Annotated in this window: 18 protein-coding genes and 1 tRNA gene; 10 read left to right on the top strand and 9 right to left on the bottom strand. The window is 40.8% G+C overall.

The features are described 5' to 3' along the window. Nucleotides 1–40: 40 nt before the first annotated feature. The 4 genes from JYB62_RS00625 to JYB62_RS00610 all read right to left on the bottom strand — a co-directional run bounded on the left by JYB62_RS00625 (nt 41) and on the right by JYB62_RS00610 (nt 8,555). Nucleotides 41–1,531: a sulfatase family protein gene (locus JYB62_RS00625; RefSeq protein WP_205643520.1), complete on the bottom strand. Its 1,491-nt coding sequence runs from the start codon at nt 1,529–1,531 to the stop codon at nt 41–43. A 148-nt stretch (nt 1,532–1,679) separates the two neighbouring features. After that, entirely contained in the window at nt 1,680–3,587 is a 1,908-nt protein-coding gene (locus JYB62_RS00620) for a c-type cytochrome (protein ID WP_205645374.1), read from the bottom strand. 22 nt (nt 3,588–3,609) lie between these two features. Beyond that, nucleotides 3,610–5,412, bottom strand: coding sequence for a 3-keto-disaccharide hydrolase (locus JYB62_RS00615; RefSeq protein ID WP_205643519.1), 1,803 nt, complete (start codon nt 5,410–5,412; stop codon nt 3,610–3,612). Between the two features lie 983 nt (nt 5,413–6,395). Next, on the bottom strand, nt 6,396–8,555 hold the full coding sequence (locus JYB62_RS00610; protein ID WP_205643518.1) for an alkaline phosphatase family protein: 2,160 nt from the start codon (nt 8,553–8,555) through the stop codon (nt 6,396–6,398). Nucleotides 8,556–8,796: 241 nt separating this feature from the next. Between JYB62_RS00610 and JYB62_RS00605 the strand changes: the two genes are divergently transcribed. The 9 genes from JYB62_RS00605 to JYB62_RS00565 are packed head-to-tail and all read left to right on the top strand — an operon-like array spanning nt 8,797 to nt 22,418. Then, nucleotides 8,797–9,822: a hypothetical protein gene (locus JYB62_RS00605; protein ID WP_205643517.1), complete on the top strand. Its 1,026-nt coding sequence runs from the start codon at nt 8,797–8,799 to the stop codon at nt 9,820–9,822. Nucleotide 9,823: 1 nt separating this feature from the next. Next, nucleotides 9,824–10,615 carry a gamma-glutamylcyclotransferase family protein gene (locus tag JYB62_RS00600; protein ID WP_205643516.1) on the top strand — a complete coding sequence of 264 codons (792 nt, stop codon included), beginning with the start codon at nt 9,824–9,826 and terminating at the stop codon, nt 10,613–10,615. A 48-nt stretch (nt 10,616–10,663) separates the two neighbouring features. After that, nucleotides 10,664–11,380: a hypothetical protein gene (locus JYB62_RS00595; protein ID WP_205643515.1), complete on the top strand. Its 717-nt coding sequence runs from the start codon at nt 10,664–10,666 to the stop codon at nt 11,378–11,380. Between the two features lie 4 nt (nt 11,381–11,384). Next, nucleotides 11,385–16,796, top strand: coding sequence for an AAA family ATPase (locus tag JYB62_RS00590; protein ID WP_205643514.1), 5,412 nt, complete (start codon nt 11,385–11,387; stop codon nt 16,794–16,796). 52 nt (nt 16,797–16,848) lie between these two features. Further along, the gene (gene gshB / locus JYB62_RS00585) at nt 16,849–17,838 is read left to right on the top strand and encodes a glutathione synthase (protein ID WP_262897653.1); all 990 of its coding nucleotides are present in this window, start codon (nt 16,849–16,851) and stop codon (nt 17,836–17,838) included. Next, nucleotides 17,835–18,905 (top strand): deoxyribonuclease II family protein, encoded by a 1,071-nt coding sequence (locus tag JYB62_RS00580; protein WP_205643512.1) that lies wholly within the window; start codon nt 17,835–17,837, stop codon nt 18,903–18,905. Before gshB ends, JYB62_RS00580 begins: the two co-directional genes overlap by 4 nt. 22 nt (nt 18,906–18,927) lie before the next feature. Continuing rightward, on the top strand, nt 18,928–20,286 hold the full coding sequence (locus JYB62_RS00575) for a glutamate-cysteine ligase family protein (RefSeq protein ID WP_205643511.1): 1,359 nt from the start codon (nt 18,928–18,930) through the stop codon (nt 20,284–20,286). A 42-nt stretch (nt 20,287–20,328) separates the two neighbouring features. After that, nucleotides 20,329–21,072, top strand: coding sequence for a hypothetical protein (locus JYB62_RS00570; RefSeq protein WP_205643510.1), 744 nt, complete (start codon nt 20,329–20,331; stop codon nt 21,070–21,072). Between the two features lie 23 nt (nt 21,073–21,095). Next, nucleotides 21,096–22,418: a hypothetical protein gene (locus tag JYB62_RS00565; protein WP_205643509.1), complete on the top strand. Its 1,323-nt coding sequence runs from the start codon at nt 21,096–21,098 to the stop codon at nt 22,416–22,418. A 178-nt stretch (nt 22,419–22,596) separates the two neighbouring features. Here the strand turns inward: JYB62_RS00565 and JYB62_RS00560 are convergent. The 3 genes from JYB62_RS00560 to JYB62_RS00550 all read right to left on the bottom strand — a co-directional run bounded on the left by JYB62_RS00560 (nt 22,597) and on the right by JYB62_RS00550 (nt 23,421). After that, nucleotides 22,597–22,671: transfer RNA gene (locus JYB62_RS00560), tRNA-Pro, on the bottom strand. Between the two features lie 69 nt (nt 22,672–22,740). Beyond that, complete coding sequence (locus JYB62_RS00555) at nt 22,741–22,962, bottom strand: hypothetical protein (protein WP_205643508.1); 222 nt, start codon at nt 22,960–22,962, stop codon at nt 22,741–22,743. Nucleotides 22,963–23,094: 132 nt separating this feature from the next. Then, nucleotides 23,095–23,421, bottom strand: a complete 327-nt coding sequence (locus JYB62_RS00550) for a hypothetical protein (protein WP_394369680.1) — start codon at nt 23,419–23,421, stop codon at nt 23,095–23,097. 95 nt (nt 23,422–23,516) lie between these two features. Between JYB62_RS00550 and JYB62_RS00545 the strand changes: the two genes are divergently transcribed. Continuing rightward, nucleotides 23,517–23,966 (top strand): DM13 domain-containing protein, encoded by a 450-nt coding sequence (locus JYB62_RS00545; RefSeq protein ID WP_205643507.1) that lies wholly within the window; start codon nt 23,517–23,519, stop codon nt 23,964–23,966. Here JYB62_RS00545 and JYB62_RS00540 read toward each other — a convergent pair. Both JYB62_RS00540 and JYB62_RS00535 read right to left on the bottom strand, forming a co-directional pair. Further along, nucleotides 23,963–24,109 (bottom strand): response regulator, encoded by a 147-nt coding sequence (locus JYB62_RS00540; protein WP_205643506.1) that lies wholly within the window; start codon nt 24,107–24,109, stop codon nt 23,963–23,965. The two genes, JYB62_RS00545 and JYB62_RS00540, sit on opposite strands and share 4 nt — an antisense overlap. A gap of 321 nt (nt 24,110–24,430) precedes the next feature. Beyond that, entirely contained in the window at nt 24,431–25,597 is a 1,167-nt protein-coding gene (locus JYB62_RS00535) for a Pycsar system effector family protein (RefSeq protein WP_243431406.1), read from the bottom strand. Nucleotides 25,598–25,647 lie beyond the last annotated feature (50 nt).

The raw sequence follows: 25,647 nt of genomic DNA, 5'->3' as shown, positions 1-25,647 counted from the left end.
CCCATTCCTCAAGTTAGTTAAATCTAGTAAAGCACTTCAATTAATCATTTCTATTAATTTGTAAATAGTTTCCCAAGCGTGTGCTATCACTTCTACCTCCCGGATGATCATAGAGGTAATTCCACATTTCCATGTATCGGTCAGCAGGCAAAAACTCATCGTTTGTTTTGGTTAGTTTCGCTTGTAAAATCTGCTCTAATTCCTGCTGTAACTCTTTGAATTCATCCTTTCCTACCAAATTATTCATTTGATAGGGATCTTTTTCATTGTCATAAAGTAGCCAAGGCCCTAACAGATCTTTGACATAGGTATATCTTCTGGTTCTAATTGCTCTGTATTCCCGTCCTCCATTCATAAATTTCCATTCATGAAACGGAACAGGCAGCATAACCAAGGCTGCTTCGTTTCCTAAATCCTTATCCTTTTTCAGTTGCTTGGAGAAATTGGTTCCTTCCATGCTATTAGGGATGTCGATATTGCTCATGCCCAAAAGTGTAGGCAGCAAATCAGGAGTATTGATGGGATCATAGATATCCTTTCGGGAATTCCCATACCTATCAGGGTATCGTATCAGCAAAGGAACTTTGATAGACTCATCCCATGGACGTTGTTTTTTAAGTACACCTTTGGAAAGCAACATGTCCCCATGCTCAGAAGAAAAGACCAAAATGGTATTGTCCTTAAGCCCCGCCTCATCTAGGGCTACCAACAAATCTCCTATGGCTTTATCTACAGCGGTACAATGGGCATAATAACCTGCCAAAACGTGCCTGGCACTATCCTGCAATTCCTCCGGAACGTTTGGTCTAAGTTTAATCTGATCTTCATGATACATTTTCTTAAACTCCTCTGGAGCTGAGAAATAAGGGTCATGAGGAGGACCATAAGATAACATGAGAAAAAATGGATGATCCGAGTTTTTATTGATAAAACTGATGGCACTGTCAGTTTGAGGAAACACATCATACCCTTCCCAGACGTGCTTTTCATTGTTTTCATCAAAATAAAAACTGTTGTTATAATTGTGGGTCACTTCCCTGACTTTCCAATAATCAAACCCTTGTCTCCTTTCCTTTGGAACTGGCAAGTCTCGGGATGCAAAAGAATCAGCTCCTCTCGGGTGACCATTCAAATGCCATTTACCTATATACCCTGTTTGATACCCCTCTTTCTTGTAAATTTTCCCGGCAGTTAGTGCTTCCGTGGGTAAGGGTTTATCATTGTAAAAAATCCCATTCGTCAAAGGATACTGTCCTGTCATAAAACTGGCTCTCCATGGGGTACACACTGGACTTACGGAAACTGCATTGTGAAATACCAAGCTTTCTTCGGCTAAGGCATCCAAATTAGGAGTAATCACATTTTCACTTCCTGCATATCCTAATTCCTGAGCTCTCCATTGATCTGCTAAAATAAAAACCACATTGGGTTTCTTGGGTTTCTCTTTTGTAAGTGAGTCCAGTGTTCTGGTTTTAGCTTGTAGGGGAAAGGACAGGATCAATCCAAAAATAAGAAGAGAAAGACGCATCATTTTGTAGCTTTTAGGAGTAAACAAGATGCATATTAGCAAATCATTTTACCTACCTATCCTGCTCTTCCCCATTTTATTAACCAAAAAAAACCGAGACGCTACTAGAATCTCGGTTTTCAGATTTAAAACTCAATTATTTCTACCATTATTATTTTAATGAATTAATCCATCTAGCAATCTTCAATGCATCCTCCCTTTTTACTTGGGGCATCGGTGCCATTGGAGTTGCATATCCGGGCCAGTTTTCAGGCTTTGGATTATAGATTAATTCAACGATTTGCTCTGGAGTATACCCTCTTTCTGCCACATCTTTAAAAGCAGGACCTACTACTCTTTTATCTGCAGCATGACAAGCAGTACAGGTATTTTTTGCCAATAAAGTCTTGATTTCAGCTTCAGAAGGAATCGCTTCCACAGCGGCCAGTACCTTCGCAGGAGCTGGAGATTCTTTTTTAGTAGCTGGCTTCTCTTCCACCACTGGAACAGGCTTAGGCTTGATGACCATTTTAGTGCCGTCCGGAATATTATTTAAGGTGTAATAAGCATCTGGGTGAATTAATTCGTGAGAATCAATCGCTTCTCTTATGCCTGGTAAGCTGATTTTATGAACATGATATTGCTTCATATCTTTCACTGCAATTCGCACTTTCATTCCATCTTCAGACACTTCAACACCCAAGATCTCGTGCTCCATGTTTCTTACTGGAGGACTACCGTAAACTGGATGATATTTATAAGTATAGCTACTTACTTCATAAGAACTTAAATCCTCAGCAGACTCCTTATTGATCGGCTTGGTAAATTCGATTTCAAAGCCATCTACTTTTGCTTTGACTGTTCTCATTTCAAAAGGAAGTTCTCTATTCCATACCAATCGCTGCAATCCTTCATTAGCATCACCTGCAGACCCCCATCCTCTGTTGGTTTCACCAACGAATAAAGACTGATCATCGGCAAAAGCCATTCTTAAAACTCCAGACTGAAAGCCATTTCTAAAATCGATAGAAGCTCCTTGGTATTCTCCTTTTACTTTCTCCAGCACTACCCTCATAATCTTACTTTGGCCTTGATCACCTACCAGTAATTGACCTGCAAATGGACCATAGAAACCTTCAGGTATAAGAATTGGTTCTGAAGTGGAAATACCATGAACCCCATATGGGAACCAAACTGCAGGAAGCTTAATTGCCGGCAAGGATTTCTTTGCTTCGTATAGGGTCACAAAGTTATCGTCCACCACATTTTCCGGCTTGATATATCTTCCATTTTCATCCTTCACCTTTTGAGGATCCACTACTTTATCAAATTCTTCAGAAGTAATAGCTATAGGAGAATTAGGCAATCCGGACCATCGTAAGCCTGCTGGGTGTCCAGAGAAATCACCTTTCTCCAAATGCCACAAGCCGCCAGACCCCTGGTAATCACCTTGATTTTCAGTGTAAAACACATCCCCATTCAATACATTCACACCTGCAGGAGATCTCATTCCCGTAGCATAAGGCTCGATGGTTCCATCTCTATGAACTTTCAAAGTCCAACCACGGAATGGAACACGGCTTTCACCTCTCCACCATTCTTGATCTCCAAAAGCCACATTAGTAGTTACTATAAATGACCCATCAGAAGCTACTTTTGGTCCAAAGCTATATTCGTGGTAATGGGCTGATAAAGGCCAAGCTGCTACAGTTTCGTATACATCTGCTTTATCATCACCATTGGTATCCACCATTTTAGTCAACTCACCTCGCTGTACAGCATAGAATGCACCGTCCTCATAATGCAAGCCAAGGGCCTCATGTAACCCTGATGCAAATTTTCTGAAATACGGTCTAGAAGAGGTAGGATTCTCTACCACAAAGACATCTCCTCTTCTGGTAGACACCCCTAAATTACCATTTGGCAACATGGTCAAGCCACCCACTTCCAAAAGTAAACCTTCTGGTGCCGGCACTCTTGTTATCTTAAAATAATCTTCTTCTTTTGGCGATTCCTGAGCAAAAGTGGTGTTAATACACGCCACACTCATTGCGGCCAAGATCCATCTTTTTAAATTCATCTTTTTCATCTTCTGGCCTGATTTAGAATAAAATAACATAGCTCAAATTTGAATTTAGAGGCAGAAAAACACCTTCTCCTTCTTCAGAACTACCAAGTTGAGGCGTTACCCCATCTGTTAATACTTCTAAGTATGCTCCAGTATCTTCAATGAGGTATAAAGTCTTGGATACTTTCTTCAAAGAGCTACCTGGAAGCACTTTGATCATATAAGATCCTGCTCCAGACAATTGGATTGTTCTGGTGATTCCTTTACCTGAAGACATCAATTGAATATGGTCTTTCATCTCTCCTCCATTGGAGGTTTTGGCATTGAATACAATATCTCCTGTACCCAATACCTGATACCCAATACTTTTTAATTCTTCTTCAGATATTTCGAAGGAATTGGTTAATAATAATGGGGTACCTAAGCTCAATTCTGTAGTAGTACCTAAGGGTCTAGAAACTCCATTCCCTCTACTATGCCACATGGGAGTAGCATCTAAAAATTCACCTCTCCATACTCGAATAAGTTGATTACTTTCTAAGTCGTAGGTAAAGTGAGTACCATACTCAGAAGAAACAGAAACAGCATGGGATAATTTCGATCTATTAGGAAGCTCTACAAAGCTTCTCAATACTGGGGTTTCATCTGTTTTTACCCAGATTGGATCCACGGAATTATTATAAGCAAGCGCTGGTTCACTCATAATCACTGGCCACATACCTTCCGCATTTGCGGTCAAGTTGAATCCTTGAGCTGTCCAATCTCTTGGCTTGGAAACCCAAATCGTGTAAGGCACAGTTCCTGTAGATAATGATTTCTCTACTCGTACTTTCCCTTCTTTCAATTCTACTGCTGAAGAATTGTTTCCAATTACCAAAGCTCCAAGACCTCTAGGAACTTCTAAATCCAAAGTATAATTCCCCGCTTCTTTGATATCTAAAGTGCCTTCAAATTTTGTCAAGCTTGAACCCGTAATTCCAGTTTTAAATTCATCGAATGATTTAACACTTCCAACATTGGCAGGTTTCAAACTGGACTCCGAAGGAAGTTCATTGAAAACACCTGGGAAAACCGAGTAATTGATGGTTTTAATTTCTGGTGAAGACAAATCCAGTCTTTTTACTTCTAGAGACTGAATGGCCACAGCTCCATGATCTCCTTGGATTCTAATTGGGCCTTCCGCTACTTCTCCTCCAGCTAGTGCACCTCTGGTTGGCCCAAAGAGCTCTAGGTCTTCATGGATGGTCACTCCATTTAATCGAATGTATCTGAACTTTGCATTTTGGATTTTCTCTCCACTTGCAGAAAACTTCGGTGCCTCAAAGCCAACCTCTAAGATTTGCCAAACACCCGGAGCCTTACTTACATTTTGTCTAGGAGCGTATCCTTGGTAACCTTTTTGACCATCAGGTTTTGAATCGTCCCATCGCTCATACACTCCACCGTTACTTCCAGCCTTAGGGCTTTTTTCTAGCCAGCTATCCAATAATTGGATTTCATATTGACCCTGAAGGTAAAGTCCTGAATTAGAACCTTCGGCCATCATATAAACTAATTTCAGTTCTACATCTCCAAATTTCTCGGAAGAAATGATATCTGCGCCGGGTTTTTTCTTAGAAGGTGCGTTAAAAAGAATAATTCCTTCCCCTTCAGAGATCAATTGATGACTGTTTGGAGCAAGGTCAGACCAAACACTTCCAACTTCTGACCAACTTCCTTTATTGTTTGTGAAGGAATCCAAGGTGAGTTTGGATACAGTTTGTGCCTGTGCTGTTACAACTGGGACTGAAATAGTCAAAGCTATTCCTAACCCAAGTAATCTGGGATTCAAAAGCATAGGTTAATAAAATTGATTGAAATGTTATATTCTCAGGAACTTACTTGCTTAGCATTTTGACAAATGGACTATTAAGTCTAAAAAAGCGTTATCCTCGAATTTTTCAACACGAAATATACGGGATCAATTTCTCTGAATCGAATGAATTCAAAAGAAATTTACCTTTTTACTCCGTCTTTGATATTGGAAACAAAGCATATATTTATTCAAAAAAGATTCACCTGGGCAGTTTTTAAAATTGCCCAGGCGAATAAATTAATTAGCGTATCCAGGATTTTGAGTTAATGATGGAATAATTAAATCATTGATATTCAAGAACAAATCTTAAATTCAAAACGATAAGGATTAACCTTATTTCTATAATAATCCCATAGCTGAATTACTAACCATTCGGGGTTTTTAATTTGAAAAAGACTATCCCCTGTATCAATAAAGAATGCTTTTCAAAGACAAATAAAAATGGAGCTACAAGATTTTAACTCGTAACCCATTGATTATAAATTCGGAGTAACGGGATTAGAACCCACAACCCTACCCCCCAGACGTGTACGCTAACCGGACTGCACCAAACCCCGAAACAGGCTCGCATTTACAAGTTTCGATGATTTTATAAAGTAGGATCTCAAAAAATTTAAAATAAGATTACTTATCAGAAAAACCCTCAGAAGCTAAACCTTTGAGGTTTAAAATCGATTTGACGGTATGCCGAAATTGAAAATGGCTTAATTACTCACACGGAGTAAAGCTTTTCTCACGTTTAGTTGATAACGGCATTCGAAAGCCTCCTTTTGGAGCCTTTTTTTTTTAAAATCTAGGTACTAAAGGATAAAAAAGAAGGCTGTCTCATAAATTACTTCTATCACATTAGTCCCGAAGGGATACGGGATTGAAATGTTGCTTGTTGGTACCCAAGTAGACTTCGCCTTCGCTCATTCTGACCAGAATACCCCTTATAAGACAGCTTCTTTCAATTTTCAAGCTAATTAACTATCCATCTTTGGAAAGGACTTGTCAAAAGGTCGCTCAAACTCAGGTTTATCCTTTCTTGGGGCAGATTCTTGAAAGACTGCTTCAAAAGTGGGTGCCTGATCCATCCTATCACCCATTCCCCAACGTGACTTAGGCACACCATACCATTTCAGCAAAGTGGCAGCAAATGAGGTGGAGTCAAAGGGTGTGTCCTCCCCTGATCTGATGACTGTGTTTTCTTTGATCCAAGGAGAAACCATAATTGTAGGGACTCTTGGCCCTAATATATCAAACTCAAAACCATCTACCCCATCATTAGCGAAAGGTTTAGCTGCATAAGGTGGCGCAACGTGATCATACAGACCACCATTCTTAGAGAAGGTGATTACCAGCAAGGTATCCTCCCAATTTGGTCCGTTTTTAATCGCCTCATAGATTTCATTCAATTGAATTTCGGCGGGGACCATGTCACCTCCAGGATGGTATGAGGTAGTTCCCACGGGAGCAATCCAAATCGGCTCTAGAAAACTGAAAGAAGGCAACTCACCGTATCTCGCCTGCATTTTAAATGTATTCAAACTATTGATATACGGCGTAGGATATGCATCGATGGATGGTACTTGTCCTTCCAGATACAAGTGATAGGTAAAAGGCTTACCCAACCAATCAATCACATTAAAGATTTTCCAATCCTTGATTCCATTGTTATACAAAATCTTCCAAAGTGAAGGTCTATGCGGATAATCTGCCCAGTTTGCATAAATACTTCCTCCCTCCCATGTGTCAAGACGATTCATAGCAGAACCTGTAACTGAAAAAGAACGATTGATATCTGTGCCTCCAGGTACCGAGCTGAACCACTCATCACTAATGGCAAAGTTGTTGGCCAGCCCATTCAAAACTGGAAGTTGATTAGGTGTAAAAGACAGCATAACTTCCGGATTTGAGTTGTTTTCCACAAAACCTTCCATACTTGGTTTTTCTCGTTTAGCATAGCCTTGCCCTTCATCATTAAACATTTGGGAGAGTCCATCAGAGGTATCATGAAAAGGATCCTGACTCTCTGCTTTCAAATCCCACTGGTCACTCAAAGCTCCATTTTGGTATTTGCTCTGTGGGATACTCTTGCCTTGATAAGGGTTGGTGTTTGAGCTACTCGCTCCTTCAAAAGGCTTATCCGAACCGATGTAATTGATTTTAGCTAAATCATTTTCATACAGCCAGCCACATACATTATCAAAAGAGCGACTTTCCACCATGTAGTAGACGACTTTCTTGATTTTTGTACGCATGAAATCCAAGGTGCCAGGCGCCGGAGCATCCTTAACTTTAATTTCCTCCAGGCTTTCAAAACAAGATATAGTACTTCCTGACTTAAACTCAGTAGGCAAACTTCCTCCACAAACTTCTTCCGTGAACGGGTTTTTGGCAAAAGGATTGACAGACCAAAGAGAAAAATTCAGCTCCCCTGGAATCCAAGTCAACAATTTTTTACCTACTGCAATTACTTTGTGTGCTGAAGTAATTCCTTTCCACTCTCCTGTGTTGACTTCTGGAATGGATAGAGGCACCGTATTTTGTGGATCAAAATTCCAGATTCGATAAGTGCTTCCATCAGGAAAACGATCCAAAACATAATTCCCAAAATTAACCAACTCATGACCTTCATGGATACTTGGAAATCCACCCTGAGGAGTAAATCCGCTTGGGATTGGATCAGGGTTTAATGGATCTGAAGGCTTGGGATCAAAATTGTATAACGTGTAAGTGCCACGACCTTTTCCGCCTACGAAGAACATCAAGAAATTTCCCATGGAAATCAGTGGAAGGGTCTTTTGCTCGTCTTGGCTTGAGGAATAATGCCCTCGATACCCCCAAAACTTACTGGGAGGCAAAGCACCTTTTTGGATGGCCTTCACAGAGAAAGGCTTGCCTGGCTCGGCATTTGGTTCCAAAAGCTCGAAAGGAAATCCGTCTGGAAGACATGGAGCATTTTTTTGATTTGGACCCCAGCTAAGGAGATACCCGCCAACCGAAGCGAGCTGGTAACCTTGATTTAGGGTAAAGTTAGGATCAACATCTACTTTAGAAAAAACTTGGTCACTCTGCGGATCAAATTTCCAAACTGTAAATTTTGCTGAGGAATCACTACGACTAAAAAGGAAAGTACTCATGATTTTAGAAAATAAATGGTTATAAAAACAAAAATTACTAAGTCCACAAACGTGGTTGAAGGAATGAAAAGTAGGGATAATAAGCCAGATTAAAAATGATTTTTTTCTAAAAAAAGTCATATTTTCAAAACAATAAATGTATATTTCATTCTATGATTTTGGACTTATCTAGGATTGAACTCCTCGTTTTTTAAATCATCTTTTTATCAAAAAATTCTTTTTCAAGTAAAGCTTATATTCTATGAAAAACAGTGTTGATCTTACCCTATCTTGCAAGGAGGATGATTTAGCCGAAATATTCTCTTTCACGGCCGAAAAAAGTATCGCTGGACTTACAAATCTGGAAACTTTCATCGGACATGCATTTAACCTCACGCTTCAGCGCGATGGTTTTTTTGGGGCTTGGGCTAAGGTTTGGCAAAAAGACGGTACGTATAATTTAAAACTTTCTAGCCCACATCATGATCTATCGGCCTATGAAACCAAAGTTCCAGATTTCATTTCTGCTGCTCAAAAGGCACTGGAAATAAAGCGGGACAAACAGTCCATGATTGATTCGGTGATTAAGAGCACGGGAAAGGAAATGAGATTTATTTTGCCGTTTGGAACTGCTATGGCTAACACTCGATCTGTGCAGTTTTTGCATTTCCCACCGATTGAGACTTATGACTATACCGATTATTTGTTTTCTCCTACCAACCGTCGATGGGAAAATCTTCTAGGTTACAATGGCGTGCATGACACCAATTTCTCGGTATTGGAGAGTGTGGTGGATTGTGTGCCCTTAGGTGCTCCTGGTGGGGATGCCGATGGGATTAACCCCTTCAATGATACCTTCACGGATTATGTCAAAGTCATGCTTCAGGCGAGACTTAGGACATATAAAAAGACCACGGTTCCACTTGTGGCCCATGGAAGTCCTGTACATGACTGGCTAAAGAAAAATTACTCTGATCAAATTGATGGATATTTTGATACGTTGAAAATAGCCGAAATCCACTTCTTTGATGATGACACCAAAACACCCGTTTTGGCGGCCAATCATCCAAGTGAGTACTTGTACTATGCAGACAAACCCTATTCGGAAGCTAAAGAGAAACTTCTAACTCAGGATTTGATTTCCGCAGGATGGCAAGCCCGAATGTCTAAGCACCCAAATGATTGCCCCTTCAAAGTTTTGGAATCTCTCACAGCCTACTGGACTGCAAATCCAAGGCTTGCAGAAATCATGAATCAAGAGGATCAAGCTTATAATTTCAACCCATAAGATGTTCTATTACTTCGGGTACGGTTCCAACATCAATATGATCTCACTCCGAGCCAAAGGAGTGAATCCATTTTCGTCCGAGCGAGCATTTTTGAGAGGATGGGAATTGAAATTCAATGTTGAGCATTGGTTTAAACATGAAGGTGGTATGGGCAATATCGAGCCATCCTCCAATGCAGAATCCTTCGTGGAGGGAATGCTCCATGCCTGCCCGGATGAGAGTTTGGCTTCGCTGGACGCCATGGAATCCAAGGGCGTGGGATACGACAGAGTCGAAGTCAAAGTAGAAACACTCGATGGATCAATAAAGAAGGCCTTTGCCTATGTAGGACTTCCAGCTTATCTGAATGAATCTTGTCTCCCTACTCGTAGATATCTTTCCATCATCTTGAAAGGAGCCAAAGAAGCCGAATTTTCACCGAAATATATTTCAAATCTTGAGTCCCAGGAAATATTGGAACTCAAGGATTATCCTAGTTTCAACCCAAGTTCGAATCGAATTTTCACTTTCGATGAGGTCAGAGATAATCCAAACCTGACCGTGCTATCAGGATTTGTTTTTGACATGTCTGAATGTAGACCAAAGCTAGCACCGGTAAAGTCATTATTTGGTGGCAAGGACATGACGCTATTTCATGCTAAAAGACATGATAGCAGTACTGGTAAGGAAACCATGGAGGATATCAAAAAGGGGAAAATCTCTATAGGAGCGAAAAACTATCTCAATGCCTATTTGCACGAATACGAAAAAGAATTCCAATACTTAGGCAGAATGGAACAATATTATTTTTAAAAATAAGATATTTATCAAACGTTTATCACACACAAATTAAGTTTAGTTATGGCACATTATCAAGACGCACTTCCTCATGGCAACATTCAGGAAGTATTACCAGACGTATTTTTCGTGACTGGATCGATGAAAAATGAATTTTTTGGCTCTATGTGGCAGTTTAGTAGAAATATGACAGTGGTCCGAGAAAATGGAAATCTCACCATTATCAATTCTGTTCGCCTGAGTGATGAAGGACTGGCAGAACTAGACAAGCTAGGAAAGGTGGTCAATGTGGTACGAATCGGGGACATGCACGGCGTAGACGATCCGTTTTACGTAGACCACTATAAAGCTACCTTTTGGGCTATGCCAGGCATGGATGTTCAAAAAGATCTTAAAGTCGACAAATGGCTTACCGAAGGCGGAGAAATGCCATTTAGCAATTGCTCCTTTTTCGAATTCAAATCAGTAAAAAGACCAGAAGGCATTCTCCGACTAGATCGTGAAGGTGGAGTGATGATCGCTTGCGACTCTCTTCAGAACTGGGTAGAACCAGATGAGTTTTTTGACCCCGAAACGGTAAGTACCATGGCCAATATGAATTTCTTCGTCAAAGCAAACTTGGGACTAGCTTGGCTTCACGAAAGTAAACCTGAGCCAAGTGATTTTATCCGCTTGAAAGAAATTCCTTTCGAACATGCGCTTTGCGGTCATGGTTATCCATTTATAAACAATGCTCAGGCTGAGTACCACCAAACATTCAATAGGTTTTTTAACGTCTAGTTAAGTGAGTAAGAAAAAGGAGAATAGCATCACGGATAGGATTCCGAACCATTCGGTATTGGAGAAAATCTGTGACTCTTTTCCTCACGTGATTTACAGAGCCAAAAGAACTCTGGATGATCAAGAAGTGGTCCTGAAAACGCTTCAGGACCACTACCCTAAAAAAGAGTGGCTCGCTAGTATCCGCAGAGAATTCAATATTCTCACGAAAGTTCAAGGGCAAGATGTGATCAAGGCATTTGAACTCATTCCCTATGGTAATGGGAATCTTGCCATCGCCATGGAGCCATTTGGAATTTCCCTCAGCCAATATTTAGAAAGTCTGGAGAACAAAACCATTCCCTTGGCTGAGTTTTTCGAGATTGCAATCAAAATTGTGGCGGCTCTAGGAGTCGTACACGAAAACCGGATTATTCATAAGGACCTGGTACCTCGAAATATCCTAATTGATCCCGAGACCAAGGATTTGCGAATAATTGATTTCAGCGCATCTTCTGAGCTTTTTCGGGAGCATCAAGATGTTACCTTTTCCAAAGTCATCGAAGGTTCCCTCCCCTACCTTTCTCCCGAGCAATCGGGAAGGATGAATCGGGACATAGATTATAGAACTGACTACTATGCCTTGGGAATTTCCTTCTATCAGATGCTCTCAGGAAAGCTACCTTTTCAGGCGAATGACGCCTTGGAATGGGTTTACGCTCATATCAGTAAGAAGGCTGATCCACTTCATGAAGTCAGTCCCAAAATACCAATGGCTTTATCCAATCTGGTAGCCAAATTGATCGCAAAAAACGCAGAAGATCGGTACCAAAGTAGTTTTGGATTAAAATCTGATTTAGAAAGAATCTGGGATGATCTTAAAAATGGAAAAGACAACCCAGACTTCGAACTGGCACAATTCGATGCTTCAAGTCAATTTCAGATCCCTCAAAAAATATACGGTCGTAATGCAGAGCTGCAGAAGCTCGAAGAGTTTTTTACAAAAGCCGCAGATGGGGCGGTTGAATTTTGCCTAGTGGCTGGTTATTCAGGAGTGGGAAAATCAGTCCTTGTTCATGAATTAGGACGATCCATCGTTAAAAAGCATGGCTACTTGATCCATGGAAAATTTGAACAATTCAAGCAAAACACCGCTTATAGAGCCCTTTCTAATGCTTTTCGAGATCTTGTAAGACAACTTTTGGGTGAGCCAAAAGAAAGACTCGATCATTGGAATGAACAAATCTCTGAGGCTCTAGGAAGCAATGCTCAACTCATCATCGATCTAATCCCAGAACTAGAGTTGATCATCGGTCCTCAGCAGGTAGTTCAGGAACTTTCACCAGAAGAGTCCCAAAATAGATTCTTAATTCAATTTTTGAACTTTGTCAAAGTCTTTGCAAACAAGCTTCACCCCATGGTCATCTTTTTGGACGACTTGCAGTGGAGTGACATTCCTACGCTCAATTTAATTCAGCGATTGGTTACCAATCAGGACTTGAGCAACCTTCTGATCATAGGGGCATACCGCGACAATGAGGTGGACCAATCCCACCCTTTTCGTCTCACGTTAAACGAAATTGAAGAAAAGCGAAAGGTTGACCATCTTTCTTTGCAGCCATTGAGCATAGATGCGGTACGTCAAATCACAGAGGACACCCTCATGCGAGTGGACCAAGACACGGATACATTATCTAAGATTCTTTTCGAAAAAACCGATGGAAATCCATTTTTTACGATTGAGCTTCTTAAGAATCTTCACGAGCAAGGTAGTATTTACTTCAATTCCAGCTTAGGCAAATGGGAAGTAGAATTGGAACAAGTAAAACGTGTCCAGCAAAGTGATAATGTCATTGATTTTTTGGTGGAGGGACAGAATAGACTCAAGCCCGAGACCCAAAATATTCTTCAGCTCGCTGCCTGTATAGGGGCTAAATTTGACTTGAAAACGCTGGCCATCATTGGGGAAAGTACGATGGAGAAAACGGCAGTACAGCTCTATGATGCCCTAAAAGCAAACATGATTCTGCCGCTTAATGAGAATTATAAACTTGTTGGAGTTGGAGAGGGAGGAGAAGATCCAGTAAATTCAGATCGTTTTGAATTAGAGTCAAATCATCTAAATCCTTCCTACAAGTTTCAGCATGACCGGGTGCAGCAGGCAGTTTACACCATGATCTTGCCTGAAAAAAGAAAGCAAGTTCATCTTTCGATTGGCAAACTCATCCTGAATCATACTCGGGAAAATGGCCTGGAGGATGTTTTGATGGATGTGGTGAGTCATCTAAATGAAGGAAGAGTTCTGGTCAAAGACCAAGAAGAACTGATTGAAATTGCTGATCTGAACTTACAAGCAGGCATCAAAGCCAAGCAGTCTTCAGCCTACGCTTCTGCCCTCAACTTTCTCAAAATCAGCCTAGAAATTCTTCAAGATATTGATTGGGAAAAAAATTATTCCCTCAAATGGAAGCTAGCCGAAGAGCTTCAGCACTGTTTCTACCTAACCGGTGATCGGGAAAACGCGGAGAAATGGACCGAAATCATGCTTTCCCATTCCAGATCCGAGATCGAAAAGGCACTTGTTCTTTCCGCTCGGACGAGGCAATATGCCACCATTGGTAAAATGAAGGAGTCCATTGTGGCTGCTCAAGAAGGCCTGTTAGCTCTTGGATTCGTATTTAATGAAAACCCCACACAAGCCGATGTAGATCAGGAAGTCCAAAATGTGGTCATTAATCTCAAGGGAAGAGCTGTGGAAGATTTAATCCAAGCACCTCCTCTCACTGACCCTAAAGCTCGAATAGCCAGTCAGCTTTTGATGGAAATTTTTGCCGCAGCATTCTTATCTGGCAGTGGCACTCTTTTCCCATACTTAACCTTAAAATCCGTAAATCTCGCTCTGAAATATGGAAATAGTCCCGAAACTGCTTTTGCTTACGGAGCGTATGGGATGATTCTTTGTGGGTTCTTGGACGATCCCGCCAAAGGCTACAAATACGGAAAACTCAGTGTTGACTTGATCGAGTCTTTTGACGATTTGGCTCTCAGGTCAAGAATCATGTATGTATATGCCATGTTCGTTCATCACTGGAGCAAGCATTGGTCAAGTATGACTCCATGGTTTAAAAAGGGTATAGAAGCGGGTTATCAATCTGGTGATTTACTCTATTTGGCTTACAGTGCACAGGATTGCATTATTTGGGACCCCAGTTTGGACTTGGAATATGTAACCAAAGAGCATAGAAAGCTCCTAACTATCGTCAAAGACTGCGAATATCAAGATTCATACGATTCGGGCACCCTGTTTCTTCAAATGCAATTGAACTTCCAAGGCCTTACTGAAAGTACTTTCTCCATGTCTAATGAGGATTTCAATGAGGAAGAGTGCGTGAAAGGTATGCACGAACGAAGATTTATGACGGGTATCGCGAACTACCATATTTATAAATCTGAGATTTATTTGCTCTATAATCATCCCAAAGGAGCCATAGAACATATTTTGGAGCAAGAGAAGCTCATGGCTTCCGTGATGTCGTTGCCGCAACTAGTGCGCTTTCATATCATTTCCTTTTTGGTCCGTTCCATGTATTTTGAGTTGGAGGACGAAGAAGGACAGGCTTTGAGCATCCGAAAAATGAAGGCGAGCTTGGAGCGAATGAGTTTTTGGGCTGCGCATTGTCCTGAAAACTTTGAACACCTCAAACTACTGATGGAAGCAGAGCTTGAAGGGCATTTTGGCCAAACCAATACTGCAATCCAACTCTACGAAGCCGCGATTCAGGCAGCAAAAGCCAATTCTTTTGTGAGAGATGAAGCAATGGCCAATGAAATGGCTGGACGATACCTGCTTCGGATTAACTTGGAAAAGGCAGCTGAAGGATATTTGAAAGCCGCACATTATCTCTATTACCGATGGGGAGCTCATCGTAAAATAGAGGAAATGGAAAAAGAATATGATATTTTCCGACAGAGCAATCCATATTCTTCAGGCAAAACCCTGCGCTCCAAAACCTCCGAAAGAAGTGTAAGTTCAGATATCTTTAGTGGTGATCAATTGGATATGAATTCTGTGTTCAGAGCCTCCCAATCTATCTCAGGAGAGCTTGTTTTGGATAAACTTCTGAAAGCTACTCTCGACATTCTGATCGAAAACGCCGGGGCTCAAAGAGGCTTTCTGGTGCAAGATAGCAATGGGCAATTATCCATTCTTGCATCCAATCTGGAGGAGGACTATTCCACCCAAAGTGCTTCAGAGCTTACTATGGAATCGGACCGCTTACCTATCACCATTATCAATACTGCCATTCGGACCAATGAGCCCATCGTGATAGGCAATGCATCTGAACCCAATAACTTCTCAACAGATCCATATATCCTCCTGACGAAGCCACTCTCGGTTATGTGTGTACCCATCGCTGATCATAAAAATCAGAAGTTGGCGATCTATCTGGAAAATAATCTAACCCATAGCGCATTTACCGAAGGGAGGATTAAGGTGATAAAACTTCTTGCTGCACAGGCGGCCATTTCAATAGAAAACTCCAGAATTTACGAGGAACAAGACATCCTGCTAAAGGCACAAAAGAGATTTGTCCCAAGCCAATTCCTGAAGCATTTGGGACATAATGATATAGCAAAAGTGGCATTGGGTGAATCTGTCTCCATGGAAATGTCTGTACTATTTTCGGATATCCGGGATTTCACTCCTTTGGTAGAGCTATTGACTCCTCAAGCGGTGATTGAACTTTTGAACGAATATTACAGCAAGCAAGGTACCCATATCACTGAAGCCGGAGGGTTTATCGATTCGTATTCCGGAGATGAAATTTTGGCATTGTTTGCCGTACCAGCTCAGCAAGCCGTGGAGGCTGGAGTGAAAATGGGACAAGAACTTTGGCGTTTCAATCAACAATCCCGTGCTTTAAACCGGCCCCAACTCAACATGGGAATTGGGATAAACACAGGTCCTCTGGTTTTAGGTACAATGGGGGGCCTTGACCGCATGCAGTGTTCTGTTTTGGGAGACACGGTAAACCTTGCATCTAGAGTTGAAAACCTCACCAAAACCTACGGCTCGCAGTTTTTGATTGGCGAAAATACATTTTTGGCCTTAGACGAACCTGAAAAATTCTCCATTCGCATGGTAGACCGGGTGGCAGTAAAAGGTAAAGAAAAAGCCATCAGGCTGTATGAAGTCCTAGATGCCGAGAATGAAGAGCGGAGAGCTCAAAAAGAATCTACGATGAAACTGCTATCGGAGGCCTTTGAATTTTACTATGATCGGGATTTCAAGAATGCAAAAAAGGCCTTTCTTGAAGGGTCCAAAATCAATCCAGAGGACCCTGTATTCAGGCTTTTGCTAGAGAGGGCAAGCATATACGCCGACAACCCACCTTCTGAATCATGGGAAGGTTATGAGGTTTTGACATTCAAATAACTAATAAACTTTATCCTGTTTTTCAACACAACCTTTTTTATCTCAGCGACCTATGGATCAAACTAACAAAAAGTGCCTTAAAATAGGAGTGGTAATGGATCCAATAGACTCGATCAACCCTAAAAAAGACACTTCGCTAGCGCTCATGCTGGAAGCTCAGGCCCGCGGACACCAAGTAGCTTATCTGGAAATGAAAGACTTGTTCATTCTAGACGGCGAGGCAAAAGGCAAATTGACCTGGGTTAAGCTATTTAATAGTCAGTCCAATTGGTTTGAGATCCAAAGCCAAGAGGAAACTTCTTTAGGGGACCTGGATGTCATTTTGATGCGAAAAGATCCTCCTTTTGATATTGAGTTTATAATGTCCACCTATATTTTGGAGCTCGCTGAAGCTCAAGGAGTACTCGTGGTGAATAAGGCTCAATCCCTTCGAGATGTCAATGAAAAGGTCTTTACGGCTTGGGTTCCGCAATGCTGCCCACCGAGCATACTCACCCGCTCTAAAGAGCGTCTTAAAGAATTTCTAACCAAACACCAGAAAATCGTAGTGAAGCCAACAGGAAAAATGGGGGGTCAATCCATTTTCGTTATCGCTGAAGGAGATATCAACACCAATGTAATTCTTGAAGAAATCACTCGAAAAGAAACCGAATATGTGCAAGCCCAAGCTTATATTCCAGAGATTGAAATCAAGGGAGATAAGCGGATTATCCTAATCAATGGAGAGCCCATCCCCTACGGAATCACCCGAATTCCCAGCAAAGGGGATCATCGTGGGAATTTAGCTGTGGGAGCGAAGGCTGAAGGCTTTAAACTCACAGATCAGGACCTTTGGATTTGCCGCGAACTTGGTCCAATCCTCAAGGATAAAGGCCTTCTATTCGTTGGTATAGATGTAATTGGCGATTATCTCACAGAGATCAACGTCACCAGCCCTACTGGAATCAAGGAGATAGATCATTTCTTTTCCACGAATTGTGCAGCAGAATTCTATTCGTGTATCGAGGAGATAGTTTCCAATTCGAAAACTAAGTTGGCATGATTTCACCTTTGAGTAATGAGGATGGCAAACCAGTTGATTGGTGGTTTATGTACAAACTTCCAATGAACGTAGGGCCAAAAAAGGATTCTTCGGGATTTGAATTTCTTTATTTTGACGCTCAGTCAACAGACGGGGTCAAATTATCTTCAACACGGTTGAATGAAGAAAAGTCGGCCTTGGGATTGACTCTGAACCAGATTTTTTCAAGTCCAAAAAAAGGTGGTTTTGTACTTTGGAATGATGAAATTCCTCCAACTCCAAAAAATCCCAAACCTAAAAATCAAGGTCAAAAGGGCCATTCTAAGGGAATTTTAGCTTTTTCAAAAGAAACTAATTCTGGCTTTTACCTCCTCCACTCCACTCCTAGATTCCCAACTAGCGCTGAAATCGAACTTCCGGAAAATGAACGAAAATTTGGCCAAACTTATCTTTGCATAAGCTTAAAAGATTATGAAACCGCCAATGCGATAGCTGAGGTGGTACATACCCAAAATGAAGGTCAAGTCTATGAATCCAATTTGGAGGAAGCCTCTGCGGAAGACGCGATTTATAAGTTTGCAAAAAATCTTCCTTATGAAAAACCAAGCAAGCCCGCGAATCTGACATTTACTTCAAAGGCAGGAAAAACTTTTTCACTCATCGCTAAGAATAGGATTTGGAGTAAACCCAAGGCCAATGGAGAAATAGGTTTTGATTTTTGGAAAGATTTGATCGGACCCACCTTGGCCATCAATCTGAGTGTCGAAACTTGGCGCCGTGGGATGGTCTTTGATGATATCGATTCTGTAAAATCCGAATTGACAGAGGATATTGTAGATATTGATTTATCAAAAATAGGTTTGGACGGATACCGCTGGGGTTTTTCAAAAGACCATGCGAAATGGGGAATATCTTTTGATGAACGAAAGAACATGATCATTATCGCAGATATCAATCGCCAAATCAGCCAAGAAAGACGTGGTGGAGGGGGTATCGCATTTGAAAATCTTATACTCTGGGAGACCCTCAAAAAGATCGAAATAATAGAAAAAGTGATAGAAAAAACTGAACATATCGACAGAATGTAATTATGCCCTCAATTATTTTTTAATGGAATTCACCAACCTAAATCAGGATATTTGTCGAAAGTTTGTTGAGGATGAGCTCTTCAGCCCAAAGCTTCAAAAAAATCCATCTAAGCCCGGATTAATCGGGTTGGAAATCGAAAGCTTTCCATACCGCATCGATCAAAAAACCATTGTACCAGTCCCCCTTTATGAAGGGGTAGATTCTCTTGCAGGAGCCATAGAAAAAACTGCTAAATCTACTTCGCAAGAATCGGTGTTTTATTCCCTACCAGAACACCAGAAACGATTTTTAGATAAGGTGATTCTTTCCCACGGAGACATTATTCAATTTGAGCCAGGTGGTCAATTGGAAGTGGCTACAGCTCCTTGTAACAGCTTTGATCAAATTCAAACGCAACTGGGATCCACTTGGGCTTTTCTCAATGACATTTCCCAAAATGAGGAAATCCGATTTGCATCTTATGGTACCAATCCCTGGCTTAATGAAAATCAAATCGGACTGCAGCTGCCAAAACCAAGATATCAGGCATTACAGCAATATCTGAACGGCATCAGCCTGAGTGGAAAACAAATGATGCTATTGACTTGCTCTATTCACATCAATTTAGATTTAGGAGAAAGCAAAGAAACCCGACGAAAAAGAATCATCGCATCCAATTTAATTGCGCCTTTTCTCACTGCAATTTTCTCACATTCTCCTATCCAAGCAGTCAAGCTTACTTCGCATAAGTCGCATCGAAGTTTTCTTTGGCAAAATCTTGATCATCAGCGAACTGGATTTCCCTTGGATTTCAAAAAAAACCAGGACCTTGACTCATTAATCGATTCCTATTTGGATTTCGGATTGAAAGCACCACTGATCCATATCCATCGATTGGGAGCAAAGCCACTTCCAAAGGGATTTTCCTTCAGTGACTGGCTTCAAAATCCCGTTTCTGGGATTTCTCCTACGATAGATGATCTTAGAAATCACTTTACACTGCTCTTTCCAGAGGTGAGACTGAAAGGCTTTCTGGAACTCCGGTCCTGCGATGCATTACCAGAAAAATGGCAATTAGTCCCAATGGCATTCTGCTGTGGGCTATTATACCATGATCAAAGCATAGACGCGGTCTTGGAACTCACCGAAGAAATTCTCCCCGATTTAAAGCAGTTTTGGAATAAAGCGAGTTTTGGACTAGAGGATGAAGCTCTTTTCAACTATGCTCTGAAGCTTTTCGAACTGGCAATTTCAGGATTTACTTCCTTACCCTCTGAGTTCAGAGGTCAGGAGCAACTGAATTTACTCTTAGAGTACTTCGAGCAGTACACTAGTCAGCAAATCTCTCCTGCCGATGATTTGATCCGGGAGTTTCAAATAAATAATTCATTGATTATCTGAGTTTTTACTTTATCTTTTTACATCTAAACCTTTTTACGAATTATGGAAAACTTCCCCCCCCTTCAACAAGTACTTGCCAATATCAAATCCTCCAAAGGTCTCCCAATTGTAGTCTTCGATCTGGACGACACATTATTCGCCACAGCACGCAGAAATCTTGTTATCATTCAAAACTTCGCCGCAGACCAAGGAGACAAGTATCCTGATTTTGTGAAAGTAGCATCCGGCCTTACTCTGGGTGATATGAACTGGAATGTGTCCTTCGCGCTCACTCAAGCCGGCTTAGATCCAAATAGTGCTTCACTTACACCATTTAGAAACTATTGGGGGTCTACCTTTTTCACTGACGACTACGTGGCTTTAGACCTTCCAAATCCTGGAGCTGTAGACTTTGTAAACGCTTGCTATCAAAGCGGCGCTCTGATCTACTACCTGACCGGAAGGCATATTGGAGACCGTGGATTAAGAAATGGAATGGGCCAAGGCACCACATTGAGCCTTACCAACAGAGGCTTCCCGTTTTGGCAAGGCAGATGTGAACTCAATTTAAAACTAGACGTAGACCAAAAGGATGCCGACTATAAAGCTGATGCTATAAAATCAATTCAATCCTTGAATGGAAACGTGATCGCAACTTTTGATAATGAACCACATAACTGTGAGGTTTTTCAAGAACACTTTTGCAACGCAATGAATTTTTGGGTAAAAACTACCTGGAATCCAAGTGATAAATACACAAGTGATTCAGTTCATGTGATCTCTGATTTCACTGGATGGAATAAATAATTTTTGAAATAAATTTTAAGCTTATGACTGTTTACAGATACTCCCTGGGCTCTGCCCATTTTATAGATCAACTTTACCCTCCCGCCAAAGACGCGGACCCCAAAAAATTAAAGGTTAAAAACTTTTGCGATGTGATCGCACATTACACCACAAATTCCTTGAAAGCCGACGGGATTTCTAAAATAGATAAGGTCGAAGTGGACTTAGTCGATGGGGAGTATTTGATAGAAATTGACGCCGAAGTTGATATTGATTTGCTAGTCAATTTCGGTACGACCCATGCAAAAATTTTCAGTAAAGACTATGCCATCAAGGCAATACGGGGTAAAGAATTGCTTCAAGAACTAGGGGTTTGGAATCCAATGGAAGGATATCATGTCAACAAAAATCCTGCTGACGGCACCTCAAAATGGCAGTTATTCCCTCCACTCGGACTGAACGTCATGGGACAAAAAGGCCTTCTGCTCCTACACTATCCACCATGGGCAGTATTGCAGGCAGGTACCTTTGATAATGCTATGACTTTCCAGCGTTGGGGACGGATTCTTGAGGCTGCCGGAGTGGACCCTTCTGAGATCAGTAGGTACAAAACCTTTATTGATGTAAATCCTATTGCGGCTCCTGGCTCCGGTGAGAGTGAATATGCCAATGATTATTTCCCGATCATGATGGCCTCTGGCTTTTTTGACGGAGGACCAGATCGAGACTATATCAAGTCAATGTTGGAGCTTTATCTTTCTCCCCCGGACTTACCAGAAGACAGCAAATACACGCTTCCTCTATTAATTTGTGGTTCGCCTCTTTACGATCCACAGGCGCCAGGTTGGTTTAGAACAGCATACACAGACATTCTGCCGCAAGTGGACAAGGTACCTCAAGTAAATGTGATGCAAACAGGGAAATTTAAGGTGAGGCCAGATTCGAAAAGAGAAACTCCCTACCTCATAGGCAATCATATGATCGCGGCAGGCGTGACCGGACTTTGTACGGACGACAAGACCAAAATTCCTAATATCAGCCAGTATGAAGCACAAGATTTGGTCGCAGCCACTTTCCTTAAGATTTATTCTGAAAATCCCAGTATAGATCCTGAAGATGCTAAGGCCCAAGCCTGTATGAGATGGTATGGAAACAAAGATGGAATTGGTGCACCAAAACCGCCTTCAAAAGATGATGAGATGATGATTTGTGCCTTGGCACAGATGGATCTCTTCTTCGAAGGTCAACCCTATCCACATCCAAAGTACACGATTGAAGAGGGTCTAGAACGATGTAGAAATGCATCAGAACCCGGTAACCCCTGCAGCGAGTCTATCAAGCCACCTCCATACAAATGGGGATGCTAAATTTAGAGCCTTGGTTTCTTTTGGAGCCAAGGCTTTTTGTTTATAAATGAAAAGAAGTAAATAACTATCAATTCATTTACCCCACGTAGTATTTCCCAAGCTTGTGAAAATAAAGTATGTATACCTTGAATTCTATAACTAAAAAAAAAAACAGTTCCGAAGAACTGTTCTATGATTGTCGGGGTGGCGGGATTTGAACCCACGACCCCACGCCCCCCAGACGTGTACGCTAACCGGACTGCGCCACACCCCGAAACAGGCTCGAATTTACAAGTTTCGATGATTTTATAAAGTAGGATCTTAAAAAATTATAAATAAAAGATTACTTGTCAGAAAAAATCCCGTGAAAAGCTGACGTACCACATTTCTCACAAATAGTTGCTTTGGGATTTAAATCCAATGCCTTCCGCATCGCTTCTTTGCCGTTATTATAAGGTCCTAAATACTCTCTTTCATGTAGATCCGGAATAAACTCACATTCACGATCGTGAATTTCAAATTCACCTTCAGAATTTGGGCTAGATGCTAAGTAAAAGAATTTCATAACAGAAAATTAAATTTTTCTAAAATTACCATTCTCTATACTTTCAAAAAATACCCAGTATTGGGTATTTTTTAACTAAAAACACCCATTAATTAACCATATATGTAGATCAACTAAATAAATTTTATGTTTTTATTCCTCCAAACTTTCATTATAGCGCTCAAGAAGCATCTCCCATTCTTCCTTCAATGAAACAGATGGTATGGATTCTCCCGCTCTTCTATACCAATAATCCGCATTCCACTGGTCACCTTCCTTCCTATGTAAATAGGCATGAATCCTTGCTGCGGACTTTCCGGGCAATTGATCCACTAAATCATGGGCAGTTTGCCAATCCCCTTTTCCGTCATAATACAAGGCTTTCAACTCGGCTGAAAAGTGCTGTTTAGGTGATGGTAAAGCCAAAAATTGATCAATATCTCGTTGATTCATTGTAATGATGTAATCGTTCTCCTTCAAAACAAGCCGATTTTTGCGACAAAAGCTTTATTCTTCTGTGATTTTTTTGTGATAACCTAAGGCCAATTTTTGAATATCACAAAACCAATAATACCATGGAAAAGATTATGCTCCTTTTTTACTTCGCTTTTCTGGGCCTAGTTGCTTGCTCAGATGATCCCGAACCAACTTTCATTGACCCAACCTTACCCCAAGGCTCCTTTAATGTCCTAAGGATGGGGAATTTTGTAGATCAAAACGGTGCCGGATCAACTGGATTTGTCTCCCTTGGAGTAGACTCAGAAAGCCACCAATTCAATCCATTTAGAAGTAGTTTCAATACTGCATTAGCAACAGGAACTGTCAAAGTATTTCTCTCTACCTCGGATACCTTTATGGCAGATCCTGGAAATGGAAATCCTGATTTATTGGCAATGGGGGTAGTACGAAATGCAGGAACCAATTACTTCTTAATCCCCTCAGGAGTTACCACAGAAAAATACACCCATGTTATTTTATGGTGTGGGTCAGTTGGAATTCCTTTTGGTAATGCTCCACTTAATTAATTATCATGTTGATAAAACTCTTGGATTTTAAAAGGTTTGATAATGTAATCGTCCGCTCCTGACTCCAACCCAATCACTTTATCAATTTCCTCTGATTTGGCGGTAATCATTAGAATGGGGGAATAATCAACCAATGCTCTCAAACGCTAGCAAATTGCAATCCCATCCATTTCTGGCGACATGATATCTAAGAGAATTAAATCGAATGAATTTGAATTTGCCTCTTCGAAACCTAACCTTCCATTATTTCGAACCTGAATTTGATAGCCTAGGTCATTCAGGTGAATTTAAATCAACTCACTGATATTTGGATCGTCTTCTACGATGAGTACTTTTTTCATATTCGAGAATTTGAATCGAAAATTAATTTTGAAACATCAGGAAACTATCACGATTGCAAAATTTCAGCTACTCGAACCATAGGAAATACCGAGGATAACTCTCTTAAAGCAGAGTTTTTGCTTCTAATATTGCAAAGGCTCAAAAAAGATAGAGGCGATCAAAAAAGAAAGGATAGAGATAATAAATCCAAACATGAAAATATTATAGCTTTTTCGAAGCAATTTATATTTCACGGCCAGCACCTTCCCTAAAAAATAGATATCTCTAATCATGGAATCATATAAGAAAGACCCATCCTCAATCATCGCATGCATCCCTTCTGTATATTCCTGAAGACTCATTTCATAGAAATTCCCAAAGTACAACAGGTTGCTTTCCTTTTTTCCAATACTTTCTTCCGAAACACTCCCATGGGTGACTTTTGGCCTGGTAGCCAAAATGGCAAACACCATGGCTCCCAAACAAGTAGAAATTAATAAGATGGCCGGAATGGTGTAGTTAGGAAACTCCTCTAGTTTTCGAATTAAAACTGTGACAACGATGGAAATGATGATCGAGTTGACAGAGATCATAATGTTGGCCTTATTATCGGCAATGGAGGAAAGCTCCATATGATTTTTGGAAGTAACGCGAAACATGGTCTCTATCCCACGGTCTGATTTTTTATTCTTCTCTTTTTTCTTTCCTTTTTTTTTTGCGAGCAACTCTGCATCTTCTATTTTCTCTTCCAATATCAATTTGTTTTTTTCTTTCCCAGGTTGAAAATACTTCAAAGCATATTCGGTTTGATAATGGTGGGATTCCATAAACTCCCTAGTACCTTTTAGCCATTCTTCCAGCGGAATTTTCTTTCCTAATGCACTTTCTTTTTCCTTTCTCAATAAAAGTGTCTGCTCATAAAATAAATCCGAACTCAAATGGTACAAATCTGAATCACAAATAATCGATTCAAATAAATCCTTAGGTTTCTGAGGAACTTTAGTAGCTAAAATAGCAGATTTAATTCGTTGGACCCTTTCGTCAGGAAGACCTAATTCGGTCAGGCAATTCTGAGCAAGGTCTGCTCCTTGCTGTTCATGTCCTTCAGCCACTCCATCCCAGTAACCAACATCATGTAGCCAGCCGGCATAAAATAGATCTTCAAGGTCCTGATCAGAAAGTTTATAGTACTTTCCTATCTCATTTACTTTTTCTACAATTAATAAGGTATGGTCCAGATTATGATAGCAAACCTCAGGAATTTGTCGGTTAGCAAACATTTCCCGCATCCAGGATTCGAATTTTTTCAATTGGTTATCCACTGTTATTACCTTATTTTGAGTATTCTAAGATAAAAGAA

This window comes from Algoriphagus lutimaris, from assembly GCF_017051705.1.
In the GTDB taxonomy this organism is placed as follows: Bacteria; Bacteroidota; Bacteroidia; order Cytophagales; family Cyclobacteriaceae; genus Algoriphagus; species Algoriphagus lutimaris.
This window is presented reverse-complemented; position numbering and strand designations above follow the sequence as displayed.